We start from the raw sequence: 22,284 nt of genomic DNA, 5'->3' as shown, positions 1-22,284 counted from the left end.
ATGAGAAATACAGCAATAACAAAAGAAGTACAAAATACATTAACTCCAAACGGAGTATTACAAGATTTAGTAGAAGGTAACAATCGTTATGTTGCTAATAATTTAACAGCATCAAACGTTACCGAACTGGTAAAACAAACTACTGATGGGCAAAACCCAAAAGCGGTAATTTTATCATGTATTGACTCTCGTGTGCCTGTCGAATTAGTTTTTGATCAAACTATTGGAGATGTTTTCGTAGCTCGTGTGGCAGGAAACTTTGAAAATGTTGATATTTTAGGATCTATGGAATATTCTTGTGCAGTTGCAGGAAGTAAATTAGTTTTTGTATTGGGTCACGAAAGTTGTGGTGCAGTAAAAGCTGCTTGCGACGGAGTTGAACTAGGAAACATTACTGCAATGTTAGACAATATTGTACCTGCGGCTAAATTAGCATCAGAACAAGTTGATGGTGAAGCAAACTCAACCAACAACGCATTTGTTGCTAAAACTGTTGAAAATAATGTAAAATTAACTATTGAGCGTATTCGTGAAAGAAGTAAAATTTTACAAGAAATGGAAGATAACGGCGAAATAACCATCGTTGGTGGAGTGTATTCTTTACAAACAGGTAAAGTAACTTTGTTATAATCTTTATACTTTTATAAAACTAAAAAATCCGAAGTTAATAACTTCGGATTTTTTTTATACCTCAACTTAATGTTAATAGGCAGTACCAATTATAAATGTTAAAAAAATGTTAACGAAAATAGGGTTAGCCCTATTTGAATTAGGGATAACCCTAACAAACAAATAGGGGTATTGGGTATTGTGAATTATAAGTTTGAATTATAAGTTTGAATTATAAGTTTGAATTATAAGTTTGTAACAGTAATAATTATATTCATTAAAAAAATCTTATTTACAAATACTAGTCAATTGTTAAATAAATACTTAAACATGAATAATGTATTACTTGGTCGCAAACGAACCGCTCAAGACCACAATGGAGTATTAAACAACTTTATATTATTATGAAAAATTTATTTTTAACATTAGTGTTTGCATTCGGGACAGCAACAAGTTTTGCTGAAAGTAATGTTATAGCTGAAAAAGATGCAGGTTGTATTCACGTAACACTTTCTTGTGGTATTGAATATAATATTTGTGATTTCAAAGGAACTACGAAGCAATTAATTAAAGCTGTTTTAGTTAATGATGACGCAGTATGTGCTGACTAATAAATTAATTACAGAGGGATATTTAATGTCCCTCTTTTTAAATTTCTAAAAAATGAAAAAAATATTATTATTAATTTTTACTACTATAATAAGTATTACTACTTATGCACAAAATAATATCGACTATAAATTAATTGTAAAATATAATTATCAGAAGCAAGTTCACCCTACTGATGAAAAATCTAAAATAGATTTAGAAAACTATAGTCTTTACTTAAATAAAGATAATTCTTTATTTGTAAGTGATAATAGAATAAAATTAGATACAATTTTAAATAATGCTAATTTTAGTGATTTAGGCCAACTAAGATCATTACCTAAACCCTCTTCAAATAAAAGAATTTTCAAAAATACTAGTTCAAAAAAAATCATAATATATAATGAGTTTTATGATAAAATTTATAAGTATAATGATAGCGTAAATATGCAATGGAAAATTACGAATATTTATGACTCGTTAAATAATATGAAAATCAGGAAAGCTGAGACAAAATTTAGAGGTAGAAATTATATCGCTTGGTACACTTCTGAGATACCAATATCTGATGGGCCTTATAAATTTAAAGGACTTCCTGGTTTGATAATTAAATTATATGACCATAAGAAAGAAATTAACTATACATTAATAGGTTTAGAGATTTTTAAAAAAAATAAAGTATTAAACATTAACTATGAAAATGAAGCATTATCATTAACAAAAGGAAAGTATATTGAAATAAGAAAAAGTTTTAAGCAAAACCCTATCCCATATATGGAAAGTCAAGGTACTGTTTTTTCAGAAGAAACAAAAAGGATTATTCGTAAAAAGTTTAGAAAAAGAAATGAAAAAACAAATAATCCAATCGAGTTAAAAAAAGACAATGGATGAAGCAAATATTAATAGTGTTTTTTGTTTGTTGCTCTTTTAAAAATGTTTTTGCACAAACTAAAGTTAATGGTTCGTTATCAACAGAAAAAAGACAACCTATTTCAGGAGCGAGTATTACAATAACTAAATTAAACTCGGATGATATTCTAAGTTATGACATATCGGACAATGAAGGTTTTTTTTCAATAGCAGTAAATACTAAAAATGAGAAATTACAAATCATTATTAGGTCAATGGGTTTTAAAACCGTTAACAAAATTATTGATAATAATACCCAAACCTTAAATTTTGCGTTAGAAGAACAGATAACAATGCTTAAAGAAGTTGTCATTAAACCAAATTCCATTACTAAGCGTGGTGATACTTTAAATTACTCTGTTAATGCTTTTACCAAACAAGAAGATAGAACCATTGCGGATGTTTTAAAGAATATGCCTGGTATTGAAGTTTTAAACGATGGTAAAATTCTATATCAAGGTAAACCTATTAATAAATATTACATTGAGGGCTTAGATTTGTTAGAAGGTAAATACAATCTTGCCAATAGTAATCTACCGTATAAAGAAGTTACTAAAGTTCAAGTATTAGAAAATCATCAGCCTATTAAAGTATTAGATAGCTTAGTGTATTCCGACCAAGCAGCTATTAACATAAAACTAAAAAACAGTTACACGTTTACAGGACAGGCGGAATTAGGCTCGGGTTTTTCGCCACCGCTTTGGGATATGAATATTACGCCAATGTTGTTTTCTAAAAAACAACAAATGCTAAGTTCTTATCAAGCTAATAATATTGGCGATAATGTAGCTTCTCAATTAAAAACCTTAACTATTGAAAATTTACTAGAAAAATTTGAACGTAATGATGAAAAACAAGATTGGTTGACTATTCAACAAATAGAAACTCCCAATTTTTCAGAAAAGCGTTGGTTAGACAATAACATTCATTTGATAACCACAAATTACTTACAAAAGCTCAAAAAAAACTACGAACTACGATTAAACATCTCTTATTTAAACGATTATCAACAACAAAATGGTTTTACTAACACGCAGTTTTTTACAGCAAATGACACTATTGTATTATTTGAAAACAAATACAATCGACTATATCCAAACACATTGGAGACCAACCTAACGCTTCAAAAAAATACATATAACAACTTTTTTAAGAATAGTCTAATTTTTCAAGGCTTTTGGGATAGTGAGCGTGGTACTATTCAGCTAAACAATAATAATATAGCTCAAAATTTAAGCAACCGCTATTTTAAACTATCTAACGACTTTAAAACGATTTTTCCTTTAGGCAAACAAATTGCTACTTTAAAATCATACGTTGGGTTAAATAAATCACCGCAATCATTAACCATAAATCCAGGCCAATTTAACGACTTGCTTAATAACGGAAATCCTCATAAAGAAGTTACACAAAATATTGAGCTTAATACATTTTACACAAATAATTCTTTAAGCTTTACAAAAGGTTGGAAAGCCTTTAGCTTTTCGCCTAAAGTTGGTTTTCAATTTGAAACACAACGTTTAGAAAGTGAAATTATAACTTCAACCACTAGCCAGAATTCAGATTTTGAGAATAATTTAGACTGGACACGCTCAAAACTCTATATACACTTACAAACTCAATACAAAAAAAACAAATGGAGTATTGAATTGAATGCGCCGATTAATATTCATAGTTACAAATTAAAAGATAAGCCGTTGCAAAGAAGCCAAAACTTAAACAGAGTTACTTTTGAACCGCAAGCATCAATAACTTATGACTTAACATCTTTTTGGCGACTAGGAACTTCCGCACAAATAAATAATCAATTTGGCACTGTAAACCAAGTTTATTATAATTACATCTTACAAAACTATCGTAATTTACAATACAAAGACGTACCATTAGCTGAAAATCGAAATTTGGGCTACTCAGCTTCAATTGGATATAGAAACCCAATTAAATCATTGTTCTTTAGTCTTATTTACAATCATACAAAAACTGAAAAAAATTTATTGTACAACTATCAAATATTAGATAACGGTGCAACCGAATTAAAAGCGATTGAACAAAATAATAACCGATTAAGTCATAATTTTATGACAAGATTAAGTAAATATTTTAGTGATATTAATACCAATTTGACTTTAAGTACAAATTATAGTTTACAGGATTTTAAGCAAATTCTCAATACTGAAATAGCAAATATAGCAAACCAAAATTGGCGATTAAATGCGAAGTTGGATACAGATATTACTGATTGGCTGAATGCTAATATTGAGAGCATTTTTCAGTTTTCAAACAACGAAATTCAAAACCAAAAAAAACAAACCATAACACAGCAGTTTCATAAATTAAATATTAATATTTACCCAAAAGCAAACCAATACGTGGGGCTTAAAACTGAATATGTAAAAAACAATTTGTTTTCGGAAAATACAGATAACTTTTTTGCTGATTTAGTGTATCGCTACACTTGGAAAAATAAAAACATAGATTTTGAATTGCAGTTTAACAACATAGTAAACACCAAAGAATACAGAACAATTAACATTGATAACTTTAGCTACGTGGAATCTAATTTTAGACTAAGACCGAGACAGGTTTTGTTTAATATTAGATTTTCGTTTTAAAAACGAACATAAGGTTTATTCAATAACCTAACGCAACAAATCTAAATTTATAGATTTGTAAAATAAACTCAAAACATAGACGATTTTCTTTCAAAGATTTTTTAGAACTTAATGTTAATAGGCAGTACCAATTATAAATGTTAAAAAAATGTTAACGAAAATAGGGTTAGCCCTATTTGAATTAGGGATAACCCTAACAAACAAATAGGGGTATTGGGTATTGTGAATTATATGTTTGAATTATATGTTTGAATTATATGTTTGAATTATATGTTTGAATTATATGTTTGTGACAGTAGTAATCATAACAATTAATAGCATTAAAAATTTTTATTTTTAATCAACAATACTAGTTACTGATTAATCTAAAAATTAAAACGCTAAAATTTAGGTTATTACTTGGTTGCAAACGAACCGCTCTAGACCATAATGGAGTATTAAACAACTTTATATTATTATGAAAAAAGTAATTTTTATTTTAGCTTTTATGCTAATGGGAACCTATGCAAATGCTACTACAGAAAACCCAATTATTGACAACACAAAAACTGAAATTATTAAAAGTGATGTTAATGATGGTTTAAAAGTGTCTATAAAAACTGTTATTGAAGTAGATATTTGTACTGTTACCGTTACCTATACTACTTCTGATGGGGAAACACATAGTGCTACAGCATCAAACAATAGAGGTAATTGCGCTAAAGCTGAAGCACTTGCTAATGAAACAGCTTTGCAAAAGGCACAAGATCATTGTACTATTTCAAATATGTAATTAAAATAGTAATAAAAACAGTCTCACAATGTGAGACTGTTCATCTAAAACAATAAAAACACCTTTTTTGATAAAAACTTAACAAAAAATGAAAAAAATAATTCTACACCTATTTTTATATTTAGTAACAGCAACTATTATTGGGCAAAACTCATTAGAAGTACAATATGATGTTATCACAAATATTAATCATTTGTATAAAACTACTGGAGTTTTAAAGATTAATAATAATAAATCGCATTATATTATATTAAAAACAAATAATGGATTTAAAAAAGAGACTAAAAAATGGGTAAATGGAAATCTTAATATTACCCTACCCGACTCTGATAATAGACCGCAAGTTTTTACTGATATTAATAAGAACCTATTATTATCTGGTTATACCAAAACAAAGTCATATCTTAAAGAACAATTGCCTAAAATTAATTGGGAAATAACAAATGAATTTAAAAAGATAGGTGAATATAAATGCCAAAAGGCAACTGGGTATTTTAGAGGTAGAACCTATACCACTTGGTTTACAAATAAAATACCGGTACCATTTGGCCCATGGAAATTACAAGGATTACCAGGTTTAATAATTGAAGTAAAAGATGCTAAAAAAGAAGTTTATTTTAGAGTTACTAAAGTGAATTTTAAAGATACTGTAGCTATTAACAACTTCCCTATTGCAGACAAAGCAATACCTTTAAGAAAGCATATTGAGGTTATTGTTCCTAATAGAGACAAAGAAAGAATTGCAAAAATGAATGCAAAAAGTGACAGACACACAACTATAATAAAATCGTCTACAGACAGAAATTCTACTAAAGAGATTATATACGAATGGGAAGAAAAACAAAAATAAATACCTTATTTTTTTTCTTAATATGTACTTATAGTTTTTCACAAACTATAATTTCAGGAACTTTAAAAGATAGCAAGAATAACGTAATAGCAGGAAATGTAATTTTAAAAGATAGTTTACTTAAAAATTACATTTCTTATACCTATTCAAACAACAAAGGTTATTATCAACTTAAAACAGATAAAACAGGAAACTTTAATTTAGTGTTTTCTTCATTAGGTTTTACACCTAAAACAACCCCCATAGTAATTACTAAAAACCAAGCTAAAATTACTGTTAACGTAGTTTTAGAAGAAGATGCTATAAGTTTAGATGAAGTTGTTATTAAAGCAGAAAAATCGGTTTTTATAGAAAAAGATACCATTCGTTTTAGAACAAAAGCATTTACCAACGGTACCGAACAAACGGTGGAAGATTTACTTAAAAAAATACCAGGTTTAAATATTGATAGTGAAGGAAGAATAAAAGTAGGAAATCAAGAAATAGAAAAATTAATGGTTGATGGTGATGATTTTTTTGAAAAAGGATATCAAATATTATCTAAAAACATGCCTGCTCACCCAATTGAAGAGGTAGAAGTGTTAAAAAAATACTCAAACAACCATCTTTTAAAAGGTATAGAAAATAGTGATAAAGTAGCTTTAAATTTAAAGCTAAACGAAAAATCGAAACGTATTTGGTTTGGTAACGTTAGTTTGGGCTATGGTTTATTTTCTGAAAACCGTTACGAAACAAAAGCTAACTTAATGAACTTTGGTAAAAAGAATAAATACTTTTTTTTAACCAGCCTTAACAATACAGGTATAGATGTTACGGGTAATATAAACCAATTAATAAACCCTACTAGTTATAACGAACCAGGAAGCATTGGCGATAATCAATCTACCAGAAACTTATTAAACTTAGCTATCTATAATTCATTTTTCGATAAAGAAAGAACCAATTTTAACAATACCGAACTAGCTTCTTTAAACGCCATTTTTAATCCATCAAAAAAACTAAAAATAAAAGCCTTAAGCTTTTTAAATTGGGATGAAAATAGTGATACCGAAACAAGTATTGATAATATAAATACTGGTAATACCAATTTTACAAATACTGAAAACTCTGAATTAAATAATGATAAAAAGATTGCTTTTGGTAAAGTTGATATAATTTATAACATCGACAAAAATAAAATGCTGGCAGCAACTACCAAATATAAATATGGCAACTTTAACGACTCCTCTAATTTAACTTTTAATGGTAATAGTACTACCGAAAATTTAAAACATCAAAATAATATTTTTGATCAAAAGATAATTTTTACAAATCGCCTCAATAAAAAGAGCGTTTATGTAACAACAGGGCGTTTTATCAATGAAAAATCACCTCAAAATTATCAAACAAATCAATTTTTATTTCAAGATTTATTTCCAAACTCTGCCAATGCGAATAATATAAAACAATTAAGCGATAGCGAAATGACATTTGCTGGTTTTAATACGCATTTACTGACCAAAAAAGAAAATGGTGATTTATTAGAGTTGCAATTAGGTAATGAATACAGAGCCGATAAATTAAACACACAACTTAAATTATTAGAAAATAATACAATTGTAAATATTCCTGCTGCTTATAAAAATACAACTGAATACAAAGTTAATGATGCGTATTTAAAAACTAAATATCATTTAAAAATAAACAACTTAAATCTTATTGGTAAGTTAAACTTTCATAACCTTACTAACAATTTAAATGACAATACTCTTAATAAAAGTGAAAACTATTTTTATATAAATCCAAGTATTGGTATAGATTGGAAAATAAATGATAGTAATAAAATAACCTCATCTGTTTCATACAATACTACAAACGCTAAAATAGTAGATGTTTATAACAGTTTTGCATTAACAAGTTTCCGGTCTTTTACCAAAGGTACCGGTAATTTTAATCAATTAAATTCATCAACGGCAAACTTAAACTACTCGCTAGGTAATTATAACGATCGTTTTTTTGCTTATTTTAGTTTAATGTATACTAAAAATTACGATTTTTTATCGAGTAATAGTATCATTGAACAAAATTACACACAGCGAGAGAAAATTTTAATTAAGGATAGAGAATTAATCAGCTTAAACTCAAAAATTGACTATTACTTTCCATCAATAACCTCTAATCTTAAATTAGATTTAGGTTATACTAAAAGCGAATATAAAAATAGTGTAAATAATTCTGGCTTAAGAAAAGTAACTTCCAACAACTACAACTATGGTGTAAACTTACGCTCTGGGTTTAGAGGTGTTTTTAATTATCATTTTGGTACTAAGTGGAGCACCTCTGCAATACAACAATCTAGTCTTAAGAATTCATTTACAAACAATAAAAGCTTCTTAGATTTATCTTTTGTTTTTAGTAAAAAAATTAACGCTGATATACAATCTGAACGTTATTATTTCGGAAACTTAGAAAAAGATGCTACTTATAACTTTTTAGATGTTAGCGTTTCTTACAAGCTTATAGATAATAAATTAACACTTTATCTAACGGGTAAAAACTTATTAAATACTAAAAGTTTTAAAAGTTTTTCAATTAGTGATATCGGAACATCAACTACCGAATACAGGCTTTTACCAAGATTTGCGTTACTAAAATTAAAATACCGATTCTAATAAAACTAAAAAATCCGAAGTTATTAACTTCGGATTTTTTTATATTTCTATTTTTAGATCTTCTTTAATTTTAGGAATTTCAACTTCGCCATCGTCTTTAATTATGGACGGAAAGATAGTTGGAGCAATCTTTTTTACAGGCATAAATAATACCGATTCATCAAGTTTATCTTCTTCAACAAACGGAATTGTATCATTCATTTTTCCGAAGAAAATAAAAACAACACTTAAAATTAATCCAATTTTTAAAGCTCCAAAAACACCTCCTAATATTTTATTTAATACTCCTAAAGAGGCAAAATCAGCTATTTTGGTTAAAGCTTTTCCTAATAAAGAAATTGTAATAATAATAGCAATAAATGTCCCCGCAAAGGCTGCTAAAGTTATATATTTCTCTTCCCAAGTAACGCTGTCTTTTAGCCAATTAGCTATAAAGTATGAAAAATGCATTGCACCGTAAACTCCAGCAATTAAAGCTACTAACGAAGCAACCTCAACAAATAACCCTTTCATTAAACCACGCACAAAACCAAAAAGTAATAAAGCTGCAATAATAATATCAAATGTATTCATCAGTATGTTTTAAAGTCTTTTGTTTAAAAATTATAACAACTCGTTTTAGTTTCTCATCACAACGTACTATTTATTACAAAGGTGTGATTCTGAAATGAATTCAGAATGACGCTTTGATATAGAGTTATAAATCAAAAACGGGCATTCATTTTTTTAGTAAAAGGTTCTCATAAATTATGAGTGCAAATTCTGCATCAAATATACACAACTCATTTGTATCTTTGTAAATTCAAAAAACACTGATGACGAAAGAAATTAACTTAAAAGAAAAATGGGATTTTTTAATTGCAAATTTATCGCAACAATTTGCTGATGGAGATCCGTTAAATGTAGATGCTGTTATTTACTTAATTGGTGTACAAGAATTAGGGCAAGGGCAACGAAAATTTAAAAAAGACGAAAAAGTAAACTTAATGCATATTGCTATTTGTAAACTTTTAGAACCTTACGGATATTACGAATTCGATTTTTTTGACAACGATGGTTGGCCACATTATAAAACCTTAACCGAATTGCCAAACTTAAAACCTGGCGAGCAATCTGTTTTAATAAAAGAAGCAATTATCAATTATTTTGATGCCATTGATTTTTTTAAGTAACACTCATTTTTCGAATCATTTTTGATAAAAACTTCGGAAAAAATCGTTTTGCATACACACCTAACTTTTCTTTTGCACCAGCTATATAAACTTCTTCACGTTTATTTTTAATAGCTCTTAGCATTAATTTAGCAAAACGATCGGGATGAATTCCGTTGGCAGTTGCTGTATCCATTATTTCTTGCGGAGAACCATCACCCGTTAAAGCATTTTTAGAAACATTGGTGGTTACAAAACCTGGGCAAACCAAGGTTACTGAAATATTATCGCTATAATGTTCGGCTCGTAAACTATCAAAAAAACCATGTAAAGCGTGTTTTGTTGCTGCGTAAGTTGATCGTAATGGTGTACCAATTTTACCAACAATACTTGTTGTTACTACAAAATGACCCGATTTATTTTTAATAAAATGAGGCAATAATGCTTTAGTTAATGCTACGGTTCCTAAATAATTAATATCCATTAATCGTTTATCAACCAAAATAGTAGTGTTTTTAACTAACGATCGCTGGCTTATTCCTCCGTTATTAATTAAAAAATCAATCTGTCCAAAAAAAGTAATGGCTTCTTTAACTTTAGCTTCTAAATTTGTGTAATCTTCTAAATCCAAAGGTAAAATTTTAATGTTTTCAGGATTTTTACATTTATTTTTTACCGCTTCTAATTTTATTTTATTTCTTGATGATAAAATTAATTTTACATTATAATTAGACAACTCAATTGCTAGTGATTTACCAATACCCGATGAAGCTCCCGTTAGCCAAATCACTTTATTATTTAAATACATATATTTGTTTATCCGTTTAATACATTACTAAAATAAACAACAAAAAATAAAAATGGTACACTTCTTGGATAGAAGTTAGCAAATGACTAGTTTTAAAAAATATAATCAACCCTTTTAAAATATTAATGATGAAAAAAATACTGGCACTATTAATATTCGCCACTTCGATAGTAAATGCCCAATATACTGTAAAAGGAACCTTAACACCTCCTGAAAAAACAGATTGGGTAATTTTATATAAAATTGAAGGAGCTAAACAAAAATTTGTAAAAAACACCACGATACAATTTGACACGATAGTTGTTAGTGGGCAAAAACAAGTACTAGGTAAATTTGAATTTAATTTACAAGCTGATGCTAAACCTGGTGCATATAGAGCTACTTATAGAAATAAAGGTACTGGTTTTGTAGACTTTTATTTTAACAAAGAAAATGTAGAGTTTATCTTTAATCCAAAATATCCAGACGAATCTGTGGTATTTACTTCATCAAGAGAAAACAAACTTTATAACGATTACTTACAAGCTTATGCTGCGGTACAAACAAAGATTGATGAAAATCAAATGTCTTTTATTACTACCGAAAGTAAAGATGCAAAAAAAGCCTACAAAAAGAAAGTAAAAGAGCTTGAAGACGTACAGGAAATGTATGAAAACAAATCGGAAGGGATGTTAGCTAACCATTTTATTAAAGCTTTTTTAAGATACAATCCGTCTAGCCCTGTTGAAACAATGGACGAATATTTATCAACAACGCAAGATAACTTCTTTAAATATATCGATTTTAAAAGTGAAGCTTTATACAATTCTTCTTTCTTAATTGATAAAATTACCGATTATGTATTTTATTTAAATGTTTCTGAAGACGAGCAATTACAAAAGAAACTGCTTATAAAATCTATCATTAATGTTATGGATAAAGTTCCTAGCGGTAAATTAAGAAAAGCCGTTACCGAATTTTTAATTACAACTTTAGCCGACAAACGTAATGGTGAAGCTGTAGATTGGATGTTTTCTAAATTTTATGACGTTTTACCTGCAAATCAATTTGATGCAGAATTTAAAAAAGAAAAACTTGAGTTACTAAGAGCTACCGTTGGTAGAATTGCTCCTGATTTTTCTTGGGATGAAAACGGAACAGCAATGAAGCTTTCTACTTTAAACGATGGAGATAAATATTTATTAATATTTTGGAGTACTGGTTGCCCACACTGTGTTAAAGAAATACCTGTTTTACATGAATCAATGAAAAGTCGTAACGATGTATCTATTATTTCTTTTGGTATTGAAAATGACAATGTAAAATGGAATGAATTTATTAAAACATTACCTAATTGGCACAATGCTATTGGTACACATCCTGATTATAAATGGGACAATGAAACCGTTAAAACTTACCAATTATTAGCAACGCCTTCGTATTTTGTATTAGACAGTAATAAGAAAATTATTGCAATGCCTGATCATATGGAAGATGTTCAAAAATACTTTGAGCATAATTAAAAAATGTTTTCAAAAAAACAAAAAGCCAACAATTAAATTGTTGGCTTTTTTGTTTTAAAAATATAAAAAGGCATCTTTTAAATGCTTTATTTCTACTGTTTTTTTATTCTTTAGTATGGCTATAATATCAAATCGTACTTCTAAATCGATATCATTTTTAACAATATAATTATCTATTGCAGATACTAGTAATTTTATTTTCTTCGGATTTACAAAATCTTGCGGATTACCAAAATAAGTACTCGTTCTTGTTTTTACTTCAATAGCTATTAAAACCTTTTCTTTTTTAGCAATAATATCAACTTCAGCTTTTAAAAATCGATAATTTTTTTCAACAATTAAATACCCGTTTTTTTGTAGATATTCAACCGCTAATTTTTCTCCTTCCTTACCAAGTTCGTTATGTTGTGCCACTAATTAAATTTTACAACCGAAAATTGATTTTCTTTACTATTAACCTCAACTTCTCTACCCATAATCAACGCTCTATTATCTGGTTCGTGTCCCGCAGGAAAATTAAATAATACAGGAACATCTTTAGGAATTATATCTAAAATTAATTGCTCTATCGAGCTTCCCCAAGGCGTACTATTCTTTTTAATTTTCGTCATATCGCCCACAATAACCCCTTTTATTTTTGTAAAATAACCAGCACGTTTTAAACTTTGTAACATTCTATCAATCGAATATTTGTATTCACCAATTTCTTCAATAAATAGAATTTTTCCAACTGTTGAAATCTGACTTTCAGAACCCAGCATCGATGCTAAAATGGCAATATTTCCACCAACTAATTCTCCGCTAAACTCTCCTACTCTATTTAGTTTTGAAGGCGCTATTTCGTAGCTTAAATTTTCACCAAACAATGCCTTTCGTAAAGTTTTAATCGTTTCAGGAATATCTTGTGGATTGTCTTGCATGCTCGTTCCCATCATTCCGTGAATCGTCTCAACTCCTAAATTGTGAATATGATTATGAAAAGCAGTTATATCTGAGTAACCTATTACCCATTTCGGATTTTTCTTAAAATTAGAAAAATCTAATTTATCTAAAATTCGAACCGAACCGTAGCCACCACGAGCCGACCAAATAGCTTTTATATTCGGATTATCAATTGCTTTTTGAAAATCTTCACAACGTTCTTCATCCGTTCCTGCAAAATGATTGTTTTGAGAAAACATATGCTTTCCATAAACAACTTTCAAACCCCAGCTTTCAGCTAATTTCTTGGCTTTATCAATTACATGTTTTCTGTTTTTTAAAATTCCGGCAGGAGCCACCATAGCAATCGTGTCTCCTTTTTGTAAATAAGGTGGTGTAATTAATTTCATAGTTTTAGTTTGCGAAAAAACCGATGTAACCATCAGTAAAACACCTAAAATTGGCAAAGTTCTTTTCAAAATACAATTATAAATCTAAATTCTCTCAAATGTACCCATTTTAAAACAGTTTAAAAAATTGCTTTTTTGTACTTTTGCGCTTTAATTTTAGCATAAAAAAATGAGTACACCAAAAAGATATACAATTACAGCAGCATTACCTTACACAAACGGTCCAATTCATATTGGCCATTTAGCGGGTGTGTATGTTCCTGGAGATATTTACGCGCGTTTTTTACGTCAAAAAGGAAAAGACGTGGCTTACATTTGTGGTTCAGACGAACACGGTGTTGCCATACCAATGCGTGCAAAAAAAGAAGGTGTTACTCCACAAGATATTATTGATAAATACCACGGAATTATAAAAAAATCGTTTGTTGATTTTGGTATTTCATTCGACAATTATTCTCGTACATCTTCTGAAATTCATCATAAAACAGCTTCTGAATTTTTCACAAAATTATATAACGATGGTGAGTTTATTGAAGAAGTTACCGAGCAATTATACGATGCTGAGGCAAACCAATATTTAGCCGATCGTTTTGTTGTGGGTACTTGCCCAAAATGTGGAAATGAAGAAAGCTACGGTGATCAATGTGAAAAATGTGGCACAAGTCATAATGCCACAGATTTAATCAATCCTAAATCGGCAATTACAGGAAATGTTCCTACTTTAAAAGAAACGAAACACTGGTTTTTACCGTTAGATAAACACGAAGATTTTTTACGTAAATGGATTGTTGAAGGTCATAAACACGATTGGAAACCTAACGTTTTAGGACAATGTAAATCGTGGATTGATGATGGTTTACGCCCAAGAGCAGTAACGCGTGATTTAGATTGGGGAATTCCGGTGCCTGTTGAAGGAGCAGACGGAAAAGTATTATATGTTTGGTTTGATGCGCCTATCGGATATATTTCTGCTACCAAAGAATGGGCTGCTCGTGAAAGTAAAAACTGGGAAGATTATTGGAAAAAAGACGATACCAAATTAGTACACTTTATTGGTAAAGACAATATTGTGTTTCACTGTTTAATTTTTCCTTCGATGTTAAAGGCACATGGCGATTTTATATTACCAGAAAATGTACCTGCAAACGAGTTTTTAAATTTAGAAGGAAACAAATTATCTACGTCTAAAAACTGGGCAGTTTGGTTACACGAATATTTAGAAGATTTTCCTAATCAGCAAGATGTATTACGTTATACCTTAACAGCAAATGCACCAGAAAGTAAAGACAACGATTTTACTTGGAAAGATTTTCAAGCAAAAAACAACAATGAGTTAGTGGCTATTTTTGGTAACTTTATAAACCGTGTAGTTGTTTTAACGAATAAATATTACGATGGGCAAGTTCCTGCTGCTAATGAATTATCAGAAATTGATGAAGATACTTTAGCTGCTTTAAAAGAATTTCCGAATGTAATTGCAAAATCTATTGAGCGTTATCGTTTTAGAGAAGCATCTCAAGAATTAATGAACTTAGCACGTTTAGGTAATAAATATTTAGCCGATGAAGAGCCTTGGAAAATGATTAAGGTTGATGCAGAACGTACTAAAACAATTATGAATGTCGCTTTACAAATTGCTGCTGGATTAGCCGTTTTATCAGAACCTTTTTTACCGTTTACATCAACTAAATTGAAATCAATTTTAAATATTGATGCTAATTTATCTTGGGAAGATGTTTCTGAAAAAAATATTTTAATTGCTGATAACCATCAAATAAATAAAGCAGAATTATTATTTGCTAAAATTGAGGATAAAGAAATTCAGGCGCAACTAGATAAATTAGAAGCTACCAAAAAAGCAAACGAAGCTGAAAATAGAGTTTTAGAACCTCAAAAGGAAACTATTGAGTTTGATGATTTTACAAAAATAGACATCCGTGTAGGAACTATTATTGAAGCTGAAAAAGTAGCTAAAACTAAAAAGCTTTTAAAGCTTACAGTTGATGTTGGTTTAGATAAAAGAACTATCGTTTCTGGAATTGCCGAAAGCTTTAAACCTGAGGATATTATCGGACAACAAGTTTCTGTTGTTTGTAATTTAGCGCCGCGTAAATTAAAAGGTATCGAAAGTCAAGGTATGATTTTAATGACCGATACTCCTGATGGCAAACTTGCATTCGTGCAACCTTCTGAAAAGGTAACTAACGGTGAATTTATTGCTTAGATAAAAACAACATTTTACTATATTCGTAACCTCGCAAAATATTGCGAGGTTTTTTATTTTAAAAAATTACGATATGCAACTTCTAAATTACATTACTTCTCGTTCTCAAATCTCTGAAAAATCAATTCAAAATACGGTTGAATTGTTAAATGAAGATTGTACAATTCCATTTATATCAAGATATAGGAAAGAAAAAACAGGGAATTTAGATGAAGTTGAAATCGGGCAAATAGTTGCTTTGAAAGAGCAGTTTGAATCTATTGAAAAAAGAAAAGCTACCATTCTTAAAGCTTTAGATGAACAAGATGTTTTAACCAGTGAGTTAAAGACTAAAATTGAAAAAACTAACGATCTTACCACTTTAGAAGATATTTATCTTCCGTATAAAAAGAAACGTAAAACAAAAGCCGAAACTGCTCGTAAAAACGGATTAGAACCGTTGGCTAAAATGATTATGAGTCAGCGAGTAAACGATTTGGATTTTACCGCATCAAAATATACATCCCACCAAGTGGAAACTAGTGAAAATGCTTTAGAAGGCGCACGGCATATTATTGCTGAATGGATAAATGAACGTACCGATGTTCGTAACAATATCCGTCATCAATTAGAGCGTCATGCTACTATTTCAACAAAAATAATAAAAACTAAAAAAGATGAAGATGGCGCTCAGAAATTTAAAGATTATTTTGAGTGGGAAGAGAATTTAAGTCGCATTCCGTCTCACCGATTGTTAGCCATTCTTCGTGCCGAAAAAGAAGGCTTTATTCGTGTAAAAATTGAAATTGACAACGAGCGTACGCTTCAAAAAATTGAAGATCGAATTATTCGCTCTCAAAACGAATGTGCAACTCAAATTAAACTAGCCATTGCCGATGCATATAAACGTTTGTTATTTCCATCGCTTTCTAACGAAGCCTTATCAATAGCTAAAGAAAAAGCTGATGAAAATGCGATAACCGTATTCGCTAAAAATTTACAGCAGTTATTATTAGGATCTCCTTTAGGTGAAAAACGAATTTTGGCTATCGATCCTGGTTTTAGATCGGGCTGTAAGGTAGTTTGCTTAAACAAACAAGGTGATTTATTACACAACCAAAACATCTATCCGCATGCGCCACAACATCAATCTACCGAAGCCAAAGACACTATTTACTCATTAGTTAATAAGCATCAAATTGAAGCAATTGCAATTGGTAACGGAACCGCATCAAGAGAAACTGAACAATTAATAAAAAGTATTCCGTTTAAAAATAGACCAGAAATTTTTGTTGTTAGTGAAGCTGGCGCTTCTATTTATTCGGCTTCAAAAATTGCAAGAGATGAATTTCCTGAATATGATGTTACTGTTCGTGGGGCAATTTCTATCGGACGAAGATTAGCTGACCCTTTGGCTGAACTGGTTAAGATTGATGCAAAATCTATCGGTGTTGGGCAATATCAACACGATGTAGAACAATCAAAATTAAATAAATCCTTAGATACCGTTGTAGAACATTGTGTGAATAAAGTAGGTGTAAATATAAATACAGCAAGTCCGCCATTATTAAGTTATGTTTCGGGTATTGGGCCAAAATTAGCTGAAAATATTGTGAATTACCGAAACGAAAACGGTGCATTTAAAAATAGAATTGCTATTAAAAAAGTGCCACGTTTAGGCGGAAAAGCTTTTGAGCAATCTGCCGGATTTTTACGCATTAAAAATGGCGATAATCCTTTAGATGATTCTGCTGTGCATCCAGAACGTTATGCTTTAATAAAACAAATAGCTAAAGATGCTGGCTGTAAGCTAACCGATTTAATAGGTAATACTACTGTTTTAAATCAATTGAAATTGCAACAATATGTTACCGATTCTTACGGATTGCCAACTTTAAAAGACATTGTAAAAGAGTTAGAAAAACCAGGTTTAGATCCGCGTGAAAAAGCAAAAGCATTTAGTTTTAACGAGCATATTAAAACTATTGATGATGTTAAAACCGGCATGGTACTTCCAGGAATTGTAAACAACATTACCAATTTTGGTTGTTTTGTTGATATTGGTGTAAAAGAAAGCGGATTGGTACACGTGTCTAATCTTTCAAATACGTTTGTTAAAGATGTTAGTGAACATGTAAACTTACATCAGCAAGTAACCGTAAAAGTATTAGAGGTAGATGCGCAAAGAAAACGCATTCAACTTTCTATGAATTTTTAATTTTTTACTCGTTAAACAAACACTATAATTCTAACGAAAGCAACACCATTCTTAACTCCATAAAGGTAAAATCGTTATCAACTTTTTCTTTTAATTCTGTTAAGTTTTTAAACGTTACTTTTTCAATAGATGCTACTATTTTTTGATACCTTTTTAAAGAGATGATTTCTCGTACATCAATATCTCCGTCTGGTATAAAACTAGTCAAGTGACTTTCTATCGTATTTTGTGTTAACTCTCTTTTATCCGCAATTTCCTTTACTGAAAACCCTTCTTTAAAAAGTTTAAATGTTATTTGTTTTGAGGGAATTTTATCTTTTTCAGTAACTTCTTCTTGTTGTTTAATTCCTTGTTTTTTGCAATAACTACTAATAACGTCTAAAATTCTACCTCCATATTTTTGAACGCGAATTTTACCCATTCCATCAACCTTTAATAACTGTTGCGCTGATTTTGGCAAAGCATCACAAATAGCATAAAGTGTTTTTTGAGTAAAAATTTGAAAATGTGGAATTCCATCTTTTTTTGATATTTCGTCTCGTAATTCTCTTAAACTTAAAGCTAAAACAGGATCTCTTGATAATGTTATTTTCTTTTTCTTTGGTTTTTCTGCGTTCTGTAAAACAGCATTTGCTCTAATTTGTAAATACTCTTTAACCTGAAAACCCTCTTTTAATTTTAAAAAACAGTATAGTTTTATTGATAACAAATCTTGTATCGCAAAAATTTGTTTTTCTAAGTCTTTTTCAACTGTTTTATTATCTGTTGAAAAAGAAATTTCACTTAACGGTTTTTTAATAAATGTTTCTGTCTGATTTATAAAATACGTAATCGCTTTTGTAAACCTATCATTTATAACCGAGCTATTTTCAGCCAAAACAGCATCTTCAGAAAGTTGTTGTAATTGTATTTTAAAACCATTTGCAACCTTTAATAAAGTAACAATTCCGTTATCTTTTATTGTTTGTAGTTGCGTTATAATGGTTCCGTTTAAACTTGTTTTATTTTTATAAAAAATATCAATAGCTCTTGTAATTGGATATAAAAAAGAATTAAAATCAAATAATTCGGCAATTAAATTAAGTTGGTATTTTTTTTCTGATGCTATTAAAACAGCTTCATCTGGCACATTTTCATTTACATTTTTAGTAAACGAATCTACCGTTTTGTCATTAATAATTGCGCTGTTATTAATTTGAGTTTTTAAAACAATACCTTCTAAAGAAGTACATCTACTTAAAGCTACATAAGTTTGTCCGTGTGCAAAAGAAGCTTCGGCATCAATAATCGCTTTTTCAAAAGTTAATCCCTGACTTTTATGAATTGTTATTGCCCAAGCCAACCTTAAAGGAATTTGTGAAAAAGAACCTGTAATGTTTTCTTTTATATCTTTCGTTTCATCATCAATGGCATAAGTTATGTTTTCCCAAGTTTCTTTTTTGGTTTCTATTTCAAAATCATCATTAGGACATTTTACATAAATTGTATCCTCATCAATCAAAGTAATTTTTCCTATTTTCCCATTAAAATATCTTTTCTCTGGCGAGCTATCATTTTTAATAAACATTACTTGAGCACCTTCTTTTAACTCTAATTTTTCGCTATTCGGATACGCGTTTTCATTAAACTTACCAGATATATCAGCTTTAAAAAACCGACTCTTTTTCTTTAACTTTTCTAACTCTAGCGTATTAATTGCTCCTGCTCTTTTATTATGCGTTGTTAATGTAATGTAACCCTCATTTTTTTTGGGTTCAAAACTAGGATTGTATCTCTTGTTTAAAATTTTAGCTGATTTTTCTGATAAAGAATCATTTCTAATTTCATTTAAAATCGAAATGAACTCTTCATTATCTTGCCTATAAATTTTCTTTAACTCAATACTTACCGTATTTGATTCTTGAAATGCTTTGCTGCTAAAAAAATAAATAGAAGTGTAATGTTGCTGTAACAAACTCCATTCATTCGGTTTTACCACTGGAGACAACTGCTGCAAATCGCCAATCATTAAAACTTGTGCACCGCCAAAAACTTTATTTTTATCTTTATACTTTCTTAAAACCTGATCTATTCCATCTAACAAATCAGCTCTAACCATACTAATTTCATCAATAACAACAAGGTCTAACGATTTAATAATATCAATTTTTGATTTACTAAATTTTCGTTGCTGATTAGATGTGCTTGTTATTTGATTTGGTAAAATTGGCACGAAAGGCATCTGAAAAAAAGAGTGAATTGTAACGCCTTTTGCATTTATTGCAGCTACACCTGTAGGTGCAACTATTACCATTCTTTTTAACGATTCGTTTTTTATTTTGTGCAAAAAAGTAGTTTTACCAGTACCCGCTTTTCCTGTTATAAAAAGGTTTCTATCCGTTTTATTAATAAACTGTACTGCTAAATCTAATTCTTTGTTTTTACTCATCCCAAAAATATGCTTCACTTAAAATGTAAAAATACCTTTTTAAGATAACTTTGTTTTTATGATTTTTTAATTTTAATACAAAAAAATATCCCAAACAAATCAATGTTTAGGATATTACTGCCTTCTTCTTTTTCAATTAATCAATCTACTTTATTTAAAATCTCTTCAAATAAAAATTACACTTTTCAAATTTACTTATAATCAGTTTATTAAAAAATACCCAATATTGGGTATTTTTAAAATTAAAAAAATCCCAAGTAACAACTTGGGATTTATATATTTATAAAAATAAATTAGATTTACATTTCTAATGCTTTTTTCGGATTGTTATCCATTAACAATTCCATCGGATTTTCTAACGCCTCTTTAACAGCAACTAAGAAACCAACAGACTCACGACCATCAATAATACGGTGATCATAAGATAAAGCTACATACATAATTGGCTGAATTACCACCTCACCATTCACTGCCATCGGACGGTTAACAATGTTATGCATTCCTAAGATTCCACTTTGTGGAGGATTAATAATTGGCGTAGATAACATTGATCCAAATACACCACCGTTGGTAATTGTAAAAGTTCCACCTGTCATTTCATCAACCGTAATTTGCCCATCACGCGCACGTAAGGCCAAACGTTTTACTTCACTTTCTACACCTCTAAACGATAAACCTTCTGCATTTCTAATTACAGGAACCATTAATCCTTTAGGACCAGAAACGGCTATAGAAATATCATTAAAATCATGTTTTATTTGGTAATCTCCATCAATCATAGAGTTTACATCTGGATACATTTTTAAAGCTCTTACAACTGCTAAAGTAAAGAAAGACATAAATCCTAATCCAACACCGTGCTTTGCTTTAAAATCTTCTTTATACTCCTTACGTAAATCAAAAATTGGTTGCATGTTTACTTCGTTAAACGTAGTTAACATAGCCGTTTCACTTTTAACAGCAACTAAACGTTGTGCTACTTTACGACGCAACATCGACATTTTTTTACGCTCTGTACCACGCGAACCATTGGCTGGTTGCGTTCCCATAGAAGGCACTGCTTTAACAGCGTCATCTTTTGTTACACGACCATCTTTTCCTGTACCTTTTACCGTGGCAGCATCAATACCTTTTTCAGCTAATACTTTTTTAGCTGCCGGAGAAGCAGTACCTGTTGCATACGTTGCTGGCTTTACTTCTTCTTTTTTCGGAGCTGCTGCTTTTGGCGCTTCTTCTTTTTTAGTTTCAGTAGCTGTTGCACCTTCAGGTTTTGCTGCGCTCATATCAATATGACACACTACAGCTCCAACCTCTACAGCATCACCTTCTTCTGCTTTTAAAGTGATTATTCCGCTTTCTTCCGCAGGCAATTCTAACGTTGCTTTATCAGAATCTACTTCGGCGATTGGTTGATCTTTTTCAACATAATCACCATCTTCAACTAACCAAGTTGCTATTTCTACTTCTGTAATCGATTCTCCCGGAGAAGGAACTTTCATTTCTAAAACACTCATGTTTCTTTATTTTTATTCTGAAATATTTTATTTCTTTTATTTGGGCGTTCGGGCGGGCTTTTCACTATATCTTTTTTGCTACATTCTCGATACAAATTTGTTCATTCTTCACAAATTCACTCGAACTGAAAGCAAAAA

General features: G+C 29.9%; 17 protein-coding genes. 11 read left to right on the top strand and 6 right to left on the bottom strand.

Going from position 1 to position 22,284, the window contains the following annotated elements; genetic code table 11:
• From ACN5J5_RS06950 to ACN5J5_RS06920, 7 genes are all read left to right on the top strand, one after another.
• Window positions 1-630, top strand: coding sequence for a carbonic anhydrase family protein (locus ACN5J5_RS06950; RefSeq protein WP_418644207.1), 630 nt, complete (start codon window positions 1-3; stop codon window positions 628-630).
• 383 nt (window positions 631-1,013) lie between these two features.
• Window positions 1,014-1,220 carry a hypothetical protein gene (locus ACN5J5_RS06945; protein WP_418644206.1) on the top strand — a complete coding sequence of 69 codons (207 nt, stop codon included), beginning with the start codon at window positions 1,014-1,016 and terminating at the stop codon, window positions 1,218-1,220.
• A gap of 52 nt (window positions 1,221-1,272) precedes the next feature.
• Entirely contained in the window at window positions 1,273-2,088 is an 816-nt protein-coding gene (locus ACN5J5_RS06940; protein ID WP_418644205.1) for a GLPGLI family protein, read from the top strand.
• Window positions 2,085-4,718, top strand: coding sequence for a carboxypeptidase-like regulatory domain-containing protein (locus ACN5J5_RS06935; RefSeq protein ID WP_418644204.1), 2,634 nt, complete (start codon window positions 2,085-2,087; stop codon window positions 4,716-4,718). Before ACN5J5_RS06940 ends, ACN5J5_RS06935 begins: the two co-directional genes overlap by 4 nt.
• Window positions 4,719-5,175: 457 nt before the next feature.
• A complete protein-coding gene (locus tag ACN5J5_RS06930) occupies window positions 5,176-5,490 on the top strand; it encodes a hypothetical protein (RefSeq protein WP_418644203.1) in 315 nt (104 codons plus the stop codon).
• A gap of 88 nt (window positions 5,491-5,578) precedes the next feature.
• Window positions 5,579-6,340: a GLPGLI family protein gene (locus tag ACN5J5_RS06925; protein WP_418644202.1), complete on the top strand. Its 762-nt coding sequence runs from the start codon at window positions 5,579-5,581 to the stop codon at window positions 6,338-6,340.
• Window positions 6,319-8,991 carry a carboxypeptidase-like regulatory domain-containing protein gene (locus ACN5J5_RS06920; RefSeq protein ID WP_418644201.1) on the top strand — a complete coding sequence of 891 codons (2,673 nt, stop codon included), beginning with the start codon at window positions 6,319-6,321 and terminating at the stop codon, window positions 8,989-8,991. The genes ACN5J5_RS06925 and ACN5J5_RS06920 overlap by 22 nt, the downstream gene beginning before the upstream one ends.
• 39 nt (window positions 8,992-9,030) lie before the next feature.
• Here the strand turns inward: ACN5J5_RS06920 and ACN5J5_RS06915 are convergent, their stop codons facing one another.
• Window positions 9,031-9,564 (bottom strand): CvpA family protein, encoded by a 534-nt coding sequence (locus ACN5J5_RS06915; RefSeq protein WP_418644200.1) that lies wholly within the window; start codon window positions 9,562-9,564, stop codon window positions 9,031-9,033.
• 242 nt (window positions 9,565-9,806) lie between these two features.
• Between ACN5J5_RS06915 and ACN5J5_RS06910 the strand changes: the two genes are divergently transcribed.
• Window positions 9,807-10,163, top strand: a complete 357-nt coding sequence (locus ACN5J5_RS06910; protein ID WP_418644199.1) for a hypothetical protein — start codon at window positions 9,807-9,809, stop codon at window positions 10,161-10,163.
• Here ACN5J5_RS06910 and ACN5J5_RS06905 read toward each other — a convergent pair.
• Window positions 10,156-10,950 (bottom strand): SDR family oxidoreductase, encoded by a 795-nt coding sequence (locus tag ACN5J5_RS06905; RefSeq protein ID WP_418644198.1) that lies wholly within the window; start codon window positions 10,948-10,950, stop codon window positions 10,156-10,158. The genes ACN5J5_RS06910 and ACN5J5_RS06905 overlap by 8 nt on opposite strands.
• Window positions 10,951-11,078: 128 nt before the next feature.
• Here ACN5J5_RS06905 and ACN5J5_RS06900 point away from each other — a divergent pair, with 128 nt between their 5' ends.
• On the top strand, window positions 11,079-12,452 hold the full coding sequence (locus ACN5J5_RS06900; protein ID WP_418644197.1) for a redoxin family protein: 1,374 nt from the start codon (window positions 11,079-11,081) through the stop codon (window positions 12,450-12,452).
• Window positions 12,453-12,506: 54 nt separating this feature from the next.
• On the opposite strand, the gene ACN5J5_RS06895 is transcribed toward ACN5J5_RS06900, so the two are convergent.
• Both ACN5J5_RS06895 and ACN5J5_RS06890 read right to left on the bottom strand, forming a co-directional pair.
• Window positions 12,507-12,866, bottom strand: a complete 360-nt coding sequence (locus ACN5J5_RS06895) for a YraN family protein (protein WP_418644196.1) — start codon at window positions 12,864-12,866, stop codon at window positions 12,507-12,509.
• Entirely contained in the window at window positions 12,866-13,783 is a 918-nt protein-coding gene (locus ACN5J5_RS06890; protein ID WP_418644195.1) for a S66 peptidase family protein, read from the bottom strand. The genes ACN5J5_RS06895 and ACN5J5_RS06890 overlap by 1 nt, the downstream gene beginning before the upstream one ends.
• 169 nt (window positions 13,784-13,952) lie before the next feature.
• On the opposite strand from ACN5J5_RS06890, the gene metG reads away from it, so the two are divergent.
• Window positions 13,953-16,007, top strand: coding sequence for a methionine--tRNA ligase (gene metG / locus ACN5J5_RS06885; protein ID WP_418644194.1), 2,055 nt, complete (start codon window positions 13,953-13,955; stop codon window positions 16,005-16,007).
• 73 nt (window positions 16,008-16,080) lie between these two features.
• Complete coding sequence (locus ACN5J5_RS06880; protein ID WP_418644193.1) at window positions 16,081-18,204, top strand: Tex family protein; 2,124 nt, start codon at window positions 16,081-16,083, stop codon at window positions 18,202-18,204.
• 22 nt (window positions 18,205-18,226) lie between these two features.
• Here the strand turns inward: ACN5J5_RS06880 and ACN5J5_RS06875 are convergent, their stop codons facing one another.
• Entirely contained in the window at window positions 18,227-20,632 is a 2,406-nt protein-coding gene (locus ACN5J5_RS06875) for a helix-turn-helix domain-containing protein (RefSeq protein WP_418644192.1), read from the bottom strand.
• 299 nt (window positions 20,633-20,931) lie between these two features.
• Window positions 20,932-22,146, bottom strand: coding sequence for a 2-oxoglutarate dehydrogenase complex dihydrolipoyllysine-residue succinyltransferase (gene odhB / locus ACN5J5_RS06870; RefSeq protein WP_418644191.1), 1,215 nt, complete (start codon window positions 22,144-22,146; stop codon window positions 20,932-20,934).
• Window positions 22,147-22,284: the final 138 nt, after the last annotated feature.

This window comes from Tenacibaculum insulae, from assembly GCF_964512435.1.
Classification (GTDB): domain Bacteria; phylum Bacteroidota; class Bacteroidia; order Flavobacteriales; family Flavobacteriaceae; genus Polaribacter; species Polaribacter insulae_A.
Note: the sequence above shows the minus strand (reverse complement) of the source record. Positions and strands in the feature narration are given on the sequence as shown.